Here is a 6,489-nt window from a genome sequence, read left to right on the forward strand (position 1 = left end):
CGCTAAAGGTGAATGGTCAGATTTTTATTGATGCTACCTACGAAGGCGATCTGGCAGCTCAAGCCGGTGCCGAATACTGGGTAGGTCGGGAATCCCGGGATGCCTACGGTGAATTTCTGGCCGGAAAGATATTTTATCAATACGGAAGAATTCTTCCCGGTAGCAACGGAACCGCCGATGATAAGATTCAGGCGTATAACTTCCGGCCAATCATGACGGACGACCCGCAGAATCGGGTACCAGTTCCTAAACCCCCCGGTTATAACCGTGACGATTACATAGGCATTGCGGAAGTGCTTAAGCAGAAGAAAGTGTCGCAGGTATTTGTTGAAAAATCGCGCGATGGGCTGTTTCGCACTCAGATGCTACCCAATCGGAAGGCCGATGTAAATGATATCAAAAATGCCCCCGTTCGCATGGCCCTGCTGGGCGAAAACTACGCGTACCCCGAAGGTGATGCATCTACGCGCCAACAGATTATAGATCGGCACCGGAATCATCTGCTGGGTATGCTCTACTTCGTCCAGAATGATTCGGCGATGCCCGAACCGTTTCTGAATGAAGCCCGGCAGTGGGGATTGGCTAAAGATGAATTTGTAAACACCGAACACTTTCCTGTTCGACTCTATATTCGTGAAGCCCGCCGGATTAAAGGGAAGTACGTATTCACGCAAAACGATGTGAATACCATTGACAATTCACTAATTACGATACCCAAAGAAGATGCCATTGCCATTGGTGATTATGCGCTTAACTGCCATGGGGTAGCTCCGGCAACGTTACATCCTTCCGTCGCCGACGGTGACTTTAACTATATTCCCGCACCCTTCCAAATCCCGCTAGGAGTAATTATTCCGGTAGGCTTCACCAATCTTCTGGTTTCGGTTGCCGTATCGGCCAGTCACGTAGGATTCAGTGGCCTTCGGTTAGAGCCTACCTGGACCGCGTTAGGGCAAGCGGCCGGTATTGCCGCGCACGTAGCGCTTCAGCATAGTATGAGTGTGCCTGATGTACCCGTACGTTCCGTGCAAAAGCTACTGCACCAAAATAAAGCGAAAACTGCTTATATCTCCGATGTAACTCCCAATTCAGAGTACTTTGAAGCCGCGCAGTGGCTGGGCTTGCAGGGATACTTGCACGATATCTATCTACGCGATACGTTAGCCATGCGAGATACCACCACGTACCGCAGTCTCCGAGGCACTCAGTACGCCGCTGCGTATCCCTTTCACGAGCTACATCCGGAACAACCGGCCGACATTGTATTGTTGAACACCTGGATAAAACGTCTTAATCATCCTCAAATCAAGGAAAAGATCACGAACTACTACCGCGAAGAGAAGCCTATCATTGGCGAACTGCTACTTTATATTTATCGGGCTTTAACGAGCGATCTGTAGAAAACGTACGATTATCTTGTTCATTCAGATGAGAAGTTTACTAGCATTCTAGCGAAAGAAATTTCTGTTATATTTAGCTGATTAAAATCTAACTACCATCTATGTCAGCTAAAGCTTCAGTACTGTGGATTTCTTGTCTGATAGTAGCCGTATGTTCCTGTAAACAAACAACGGAAGAAAATTCAGCTAGCACTAACATTCAACCCAATATCATCTTCATCTTCGCGGACGATTTGGGTTACAACGACCTGTCTTGTTACGGGCAAACGCACTTCTCTACTCCTAACATTGATGCGTTAGCTGAGCAGGGCATTCGTTTTACCAGTTTCTATACGGCTAGTCCAGTATGTGCCCCATCGCGTTGTGGATTGATGACCGGGCGCGATATGGGACACGCCCTTATCCGAGGAAATAAGCAGGTACCCAACCGGGGTGGACAGTTACCGTTGCCTGATTCAGCCATTACCGTAGCCGAAAAACTACAAGAGGCCGGATACGCCACGGGCATGATTGGTAAGTGGGGACTAGGCAACGCGGTGAATTCGGGTAACCCTATGAAGCAGGGCTTTGGCTATTATTACGGCTACCTCGATCAAATCTTAGCGCATAACGCTTTCCCAGAATTTGTGCTGGAGAATAATGATACGGTCTACCTAAATAATGAAGTGACTTATCTGTCGGACACGCTCTGGCACGAAGGCTTAGGCAGTCGCAGCACTAAAAAGGTGGATTACGTGCAGGACTTATTCACTGAGAAAGCTGTTTCATTTATCGCGCAGCATCAAAATAGCCCGTTCTTTCTGTATCTGCCGGTAATCATCCCACATTCTAACGGCGAAGCACTTCCTAATGAGTTGAACGAAGCACCTTCCCTGGATAAATTTGCCGATAAACCCTGGGGCCAGGAGCAGAAAGCCTACGCTGCCATGATTGATAAGCTAGATCAAGCAGTAGGCACTATCGTGAATTTAGTAGATAGTCTGGGACTAGGTAAAAACACCTTAATTGTCTGCACCAGTGACAACGGTCCGGAGAATTATGATCCCATACTGATGTTTAACTCTAATGGTCCTTGGCGCGGGTTCAAACGAGATTTGTACGAAGGCGGTATCCGGATGCCGCTGGTGGCTCGCTGGACCGGAACGACCGATGCCGGACGCAAATCCGACCACCCTTCCGCCCTCTGGGATTTTATGCCTACGTTCTGCGAAATGGCTGGAGTAGATGCCCCGCCAAACAATGGCATATCACTGCTACCGGAACTGCAAGATGAATATCAACCGAAGCACGATTATCTGTACTGGGAATTTCCCATACCGTATTTCTGGCAAGCCCTACGAATGGATCAGTGGAAAGCTATTAAGAAGCCGGATGAAACCGAATCTTATCAAGTAGAACTATACGACTTACAAGCCGACCCCGGCGAAGAAGCCAACGTAGCCTCCGAACACCCGGCTGTTGCCGCTCAGATGGATTCTGTCATGATGAACCACCGCATCGCTAACCAAAACTTTCCGTCTCCCTTTGATCAACCCTAAGCAAATTATCCAAGAAAGCTGAAATACCGTGCCGATTGAGAAGTACTGGAAAAGTGTAATAGTGCGATGGTGTTAGCGTGTTAAAGTCCTCACGTAACTTCGATTACCATAACATCATTTCATGAAAGCCCGAACACCATTTACTAAAAACCTGTAAATTGAAACTTCAAACATAGAGTCAATGAACCAACCAACTACTTACAATCAAACCTATCTATGGCTTATCAGTCTTACCGCAGCACTGGGCGGCTTTCTATTTGGCTACGATTGGGTTGTAGTGGGAGGAGCGAAGCCTTACTACGAACCATTCTTTCAGTTAAATACTCCTGCGTTGCAAGGATGGGGCACAAGTTCGGCATTAGTGGGTTGTATGGTAGGTGCGTTGGCTTGCGTAGCCCTTAGTGATCGTTACGGACGTAAACGGCTGCTTATATTTTCCGGAGCACTATTTACCCTATCGGCCCTAGGTACGGCTTTAGCTTCGGACTTTACTTGGTTCAATACTTACCGAATTATTGGAGGAATAGCGATGGGTATCGCCTTAAATCTATCACCCATGTATATCGCTGAGGTTTCTCCACCCGAGAAAAGAGGAATGTTCGTAACGATTAATCAATTGCTGGTGATGATTGGGGTGCTACTGGCGCAGATTGTGAACTGGCGTATTTCGCTGTTAGATACGGCTTTGCCGGTGGATGCTACTGCCGAAGTGATTGCCCAGAGTTGGAGCGGACAAACCGGTTGGCGATGGATGTTCGGGGTGGAGGCTATTCCCGCCTTCGCTTTTTTTGCCCTCATGTTTTTAGTGCCGGAAAGTGTTCGCTGGCTGGTGAAAAACGGACGATCTGAAGAAGGCAAGCAGGTGCTCCAAAAAATCGGTGGCGATGTGTATGCGCAAAAGCAAATTAACGAAGTGAAATTAACGCTATCCCAGGAAGATGTCGCTCAAGTAAACTTTAAAGAACTGCTCAATAATCGAATTTTAAAATTGGTAGGCTTAGGGGTATTTCTGTCGTTTTTGCAGCAATGGAGTGGTCTGAACGTAATTATCTACTATGCGGCCGATATATTTCAGGCGGCGGGCTACAACCTTCAGCAGATGATGCTCAATATTGTAGTGATTGGTACAGTGATGGTGCTAGCAGTAATTATTACGATGCTAACGGTAGATAAGTTAGGGCGAAAAACACTACTGCTGTTCGGTACTTCTTCTATGGCCGTAGTTTATGCGCTCATCGGCTACTGCTTCTACGCTGATTACCAAGGATCGGTAATTGTGCTACTGGTATTGGCCAATGTGTTATTCTATTCAATCACCCTTGCCCCTTTACTATGGGTAGTGCTATCTGAAATATTTCCTAATCGTATTCGGGGAGCAGCCATGTCTATCGCGGCTTTTGCTCATTGGGTAGGTAACTTCACGCTAACCTTTAGTTTCCCTACAATTAAAGAGAGCCTGGGGTGGGCCAATAATTTCTGGCTTTATGGATTGATATGTGCAGCCGGATTTATCGTTCTTTACTTTATCTTACCCGAAACTAAAGGAAAAACCCTAGAAGAAATTGAACGCGAACTGGTGGGCGACACGCACGAAACTCCCGCCATGGCCGGAAAAACATAACGATAGTAGCGGTTTTCGATAGCATCAATTATCTTTAGCTTCTAATATCTACACTTCCTATACCCTTGTCAATGATTAATAAAATACAGAATGCCCAGCTAGAATCTTTCATATTTACTCTTGTAATAGGACTTCTCGTCTTCGGTCCTGTACGGGCTCAAGAAGATAAGGAGAACCGTCCGAACGTATTGTTTATTGCTAGCGACGATCTTAACGATTGGGTAGGAGTGCTGAAGGGGCATCCCCAAGTGAAAACTCCCAATATTGACCGTTTGGCCGCGCGAGGCATGCTCTTCACGAATGCTCATACGCAAGCCCCGTTGTGCAACCCATCGCGAGTAAGTATCATAACGGGGCTGCGTCCTTCTACCACGGGTATTTACGGACTAGCCCCTCGCCATCGGCAGATAGAAAAAACGAAAGATGCAGTAACTTTACCTCAGCACTTCGCCGCGAACGGCTACCGCACTTTGTCAGGCGGTAAAGTGCTACACGCCGGTATTACCTCAAAAGAACGCGAAGTTGAGTTTCAGGAATGGGGACCTGACGGAGGGCACGCCCCCAAACCAGAAGAAAAGCTAGTCAAAGAACCACTGGATATGGTGAATCATCCATTGGTAGATTGGGGTGTATATCCGGTAGAAGATGAGGCAGCAATGGATGATTATCAAGTGGCAAGCTGGGCAGTAGAACAATTAGCTCGAGAGGATATTCGCGAAAAACCGTTCTTTCTGGCGGTCGGATTCAATAAACCGCATGTGCCGCTGTATACTACCCAGAAGTGGTTCGATCTTTACCCAGAAGAAGATATTATACTTCCCCCTGCCCCGCAAGGTGATCGGGATGATGTGCCCGATTTCGCTTGGTACTTACACTGGTTTTTACCGGAGCCTCGGCTGTCGTGGGTGATAGAAAACAACCAGTGGCGAGCCAAAGTACGAGCTTACCTAGCAACCATTAGTTTTATGGATGCCCAGGTGGGGCGCGTGTTGGATGCACTGGAAGCCCGGGGGTTAGACAAAAACACTATCGTTGTGTTTTGGTCAGATCACGGGTATCATTTGGGGGAAAAGGACATCACGGGTAAAAATACGTTATGGGAACGCTCAACTCGGGTTCCATTGATATTTGCCGGGCCAGGAGTATCGGTGGGTGCCCAATCCTCTCAACCTGCCGAGTTACTGGATATGTATCCTACTTTGGTAGAACTGGCTGGTTTACCCGCTAAATCAGGACTGGAAGGTATATCGCTGGTGCCACAGTTAAAAAAAGCCGATACTCCTCGGAAACGTCCCGCTATCACTACCCACAACCCCGGTAACCATACAATACGCTCGGAGCGGTGGCGGTATATCCGCTACGCCGACGGTAGCGAAGAGCTGTACGATCACTTACGCGATCCGGGTGAGTGGGCCAATTTAGCTAAGATTCCCGAATACGCAGAAGTGATTACTGAACTCGCTTCCTGGATACCTGCTGAAGATGCCCCGCTCGCCCCTGGGAGCCGAGCTCGTATCCTAGTTGAAGAAAACGGCGACTGGCTATGGGAAGGTGAACCCATTAAGTTTGGTGAGCTAATTCGTTAAATATAGTTGTATAGGCTAATCCTATATGATGTAGAAATCTAACTGGTTTGCAGGCTATATTTGTAAGTGGTATCTTCAAGACTACCTGACCACGGCGGATTGGTAATGCTATTACCTAGCAAGCAGTAAGAGAAAGAAAACATAAAATGGAAGCAAACGCATTTTCTTGGATTCCCGAATTCTTGGGCCGTCTGCACCCACTGCTGGTTCACTTCCCTGTAGCATTACTGGTGGTGGGTCTTTTTATGGAGTTACTCACTTTGGACGGGAATAAACCTGGTTTGCGGGAAGGTATCCGATGGATTATCTACTTAGGGGCAGCGAGTGCAGTAGCTTCCGCCATT

General features: G+C 47.5%; 5 protein-coding genes. All 5 read left to right on the top strand.

Annotated features, from left to right (window positions below; all coding sequences use genetic code 11):
• The coding region (locus WBA23_RS05295) for an FAD-dependent oxidoreductase (RefSeq protein ID WP_424581205.1) at positions 1–1,400 on the top strand (1,400 nt) is incomplete at its 5' end.
• Between the two features lie 101 nt (positions 1,401–1,501).
• Positions 1,502–2,938 carry an arylsulfatase gene (locus WBA23_RS05300; RefSeq protein WP_424581206.1) on the top strand — a complete coding sequence of 479 codons (1,437 nt, stop codon included), beginning with the start codon at positions 1,502–1,504 and terminating at the stop codon, positions 2,936–2,938.
• A 181-nt stretch (positions 2,939–3,119) separates the two neighbouring features.
• On the top strand, positions 3,120–4,559 hold the full coding sequence (locus tag WBA23_RS05305) for a sugar porter family MFS transporter (protein WP_424581207.1): 1,440 nt from the start codon (positions 3,120–3,122) through the stop codon (positions 4,557–4,559).
• Between the two features lie 71 nt (positions 4,560–4,630).
• Complete coding sequence (locus WBA23_RS05310) at positions 4,631–6,145, top strand: sulfatase (RefSeq protein ID WP_424581208.1); 1,515 nt, start codon at positions 4,631–4,633, stop codon at positions 6,143–6,145.
• Between the two features lie 146 nt (positions 6,146–6,291).
• Positions 6,292–6,489: DUF2231 domain-containing protein (locus WBA23_RS05315; RefSeq protein WP_424581209.1), on the top strand; the 198-nt coding region annotated here is incomplete at its 3' end.

It is taken from the genome of Tunicatimonas sp. (assembly GCF_049647865.1).
Lineage (GTDB): Bacteria > Bacteroidota > Bacteroidia > Cytophagales > Cyclobacteriaceae > Tunicatimonas.

What these genes read in the sequence shown, in the direction of transcription:
- WBA23_RS05310 (WP_424581208.1), top strand. Translation starts at nt 4,631, where the DNA reads ATGATTAATAAAATACAGAATGCCCAGCTAGAATCTTTCATATTTACT.
- WBA23_RS05300 (WP_424581206.1), top strand. Translation starts at nt 1,502, where the DNA reads ATGTCAGCTAAAGCTTCAGTACTGTGGATTTCTTGTCTGATAGTAGCC.
- WBA23_RS05305 (WP_424581207.1), top strand. Translation starts at nt 3,120, where the DNA reads ATGAACCAACCAACTACTTACAATCAAACCTATCTATGGCTTATCAGT.